The 2,366-nt window shown below is 37.7% G+C and carries 2 protein-coding genes; both read right to left on the bottom strand.

What is annotated here, in order from left to right; genetic code table 11:
* The coding region (locus tag Q0K96_RS15030) for a hypothetical protein (RefSeq protein WP_297334797.1) at nt 1–676 on the bottom strand (676 nt) is incomplete at its 3' end.
* An 81-nt stretch (nt 677–757) separates the two neighbouring features.
* On the bottom strand, nt 758–2,164 hold the full coding sequence (gene lpdA, locus Q0K96_RS15025; RefSeq protein WP_297334796.1) for a dihydrolipoyl dehydrogenase: 1,407 nt from the start codon (nt 2,162–2,164) through the stop codon (nt 758–760).
* Nucleotides 2,165–2,366 lie beyond the last annotated feature (202 nt).

Genomic DNA, 2,366 nt, shown 5'->3' with positions numbered 1-2,366 from the left:
AATTAGCACAAGTTGAATTTGTAAAAAATATTTCTTCTGAAAGTTTATCAAAAAAATATACAGTACCTCCCCATTCTCCAAAACAATCACAAAAAACTAAAAATTCATCATCCTCAAATAATTTCGGTTGTTTATCTAAAGGAATTTTAGTTTTCAATCTTACCCACTTTTCATTATTCCATTCATAAATTTTACTTCCTGATAATGCACATAACTTATTATCAATTATCCAATGATATTTAAATTTTTTAGTATTCAATTTACTCTCAAACTCAATATTTCTTTCAAAACTTTCGAGATTATAACAAGAAAATTTTCCGTCCTGAAATAATGAAATCAAATTATCGTCAAGAATTACAGAATAAGACAATGGATAATTTTTCCCTTTCTCATTATGGTCTTCATAATAATTATAATCCTCATTATAATATGGATTTTCAATAATAAAATGTTTCGTCGTAAAATCTAATGGATTTTTACTCGCAGAAAAATTAAAAAATTCTCCTTCCACTTTTTCATTATATATCCATTCTCCAGGCTTTCCTCCAATTAACTCAATATATTGAATAATTTTACTTTGAAGCATTTGAAGAGTTTCTATATTAGCATCATTTTGCCCCTCTGCTGAAAGTGGAAAAATAAATATTAGTAATATAAAAAAGTATTTGTTTACCATTATTACACTCTAAGAGTTTAAACAAATATATAAAAACCCACTCTTTATCGGAGCGGGTTTTAAATTATAATATGTAACTAATTACAAATGCAGTGGCCTGTTATCGGTAGCGGCAAGCGCGGCTTCTTTCATAGCTTCGGCATAGGTTGGGTGTGCATGGCTCATCCTTGAAATATCTTCGGCAGAAGCCCTGAACTCCATTGCCGTAACTGCTTCAGCAATAAGGTCGGCAGTACGGGCACCTATCATGTGTACGCCCAGAACCTCATCTGTTGTCTTATCGGCAAGTATCTTAACGAAACCGTCGGTATCCATACTCGCGCGAGAACGGCCAAGCGCCTTGAACGGGAAACTACCCGACTTATATTCTACTCCGGCTTCTTTAAGCTGCTCTTCGGTTTTACCTACAGCGGCAACCTCAGGCCAGGTATATACAACTCCCGGTATCAGGTTATAATCAATATGCGGCTTTTGCCCGGCAATGGTTTCAGCAACAAAAACACCTTCCTCTTCGGCTTTGTGTGCAAGCATTGCGCCACGCACTACATCGCCTATAGCATAGATATTAGAAACATTTGTTTGCAGGTGGTCATTCACTTCAATCATGCCGCGCTCGGTAACTTTTACACCTGCTTTGTCAGCATTCAATCCATCCGTAAACGGACGACGCCCTACTGATACCAGCGTGTAGTCACCTTCAAGCGTTAGGGTTTCGCCTTTAGCGTTATCAGCTTCCACTTTTACATTAGCACCGTTTCTTTCTACCGATTTCACTTTGTGGCTGGTGTAGAACTTCATACCCTGCTTTTTAAGAACTTTGGTCAGCTCTTTAGAAAGCGCACCATCCATGCCCGGTATAATCCTGTCAAGATACTCTACTACAGATACCTGTGCGCCCAGGCGCAGGTAAACCTGCCCAAGCTCAAGGCCGATAACGCCACCGCCAATAACGATAAGATGTTTTGGTATCTCTTTCAGCTTCAGCGCTTCGGTAGAAGTTATAATCCTTTCTTTATCTATTTTTATAAATGGCAGCGTTGATGGCTTAGAACCTGTTGCTATAATGGTGTATTTAGCCTCTATAGTTTCGCTCTCGCCACCATCTTTAGTCACTTTTATATGAGTTGCATCTTCAAACGAGCCAACACCTTCAAGAACCGTAATTTTATTTTTGTCCATAAGGTATTTAATGCCGCTAACATTTTGCTCCACAACGCCCTGCTTGCGGGCAATCATCTGCTCAAAGTTTACTTTTACCTCACCCGGAATTTCAATACCGTGCTCTTTAAAATGAGAAATGGCATCGTGATAGTGGTGTGAAGAGTCAAGTAAGGCTTTAGATGGTATGCACCCTACGTTAAGGCAGGTACCACCCAGGGTTGGGTATTTCTCTATAATGGCTGTTTTAAACCCAAGCTGTGCACAACGGATGGCTGCCACATACCCGCCGGGGCCCGAACCAATTACGGCTACGTCGAATGAACTCATATTGACTATAGTTTTTGTATGATTTAATTTTTGTAGGCAAATTTAGGGATATGATTTATATGATGGAAAATAATTGGGCTTTAATTTACCCATTAATCATTTAAAAGATCAAAGTAGCATTCACGAAAATTTGTTGACAATGCTGTTAATAAAAAATTTTCATCTATTTAAGAAAATTATCTAAATTGCATTCATAATCAAT

It is taken from the genome of Flavobacterium sp. (assembly GCF_024305175.1).
Lineage (GTDB): Bacteria > Bacteroidota > Bacteroidia > Flavobacteriales > Flavobacteriaceae > Flavobacterium.
The sequence above is the reverse complement of the archived record's forward strand: the minus strand, read 5'-3'. Positions and strand labels throughout refer to the sequence as shown.

Coding starts and splice junctions, on each gene's coding strand:
- lpdA (WP_297334796.1), bottom strand. CDS start 2,164: ATGAGTTCATTCGACGTAGCCGTAATTGGTTCGGGCCCCGGCGGGTAT.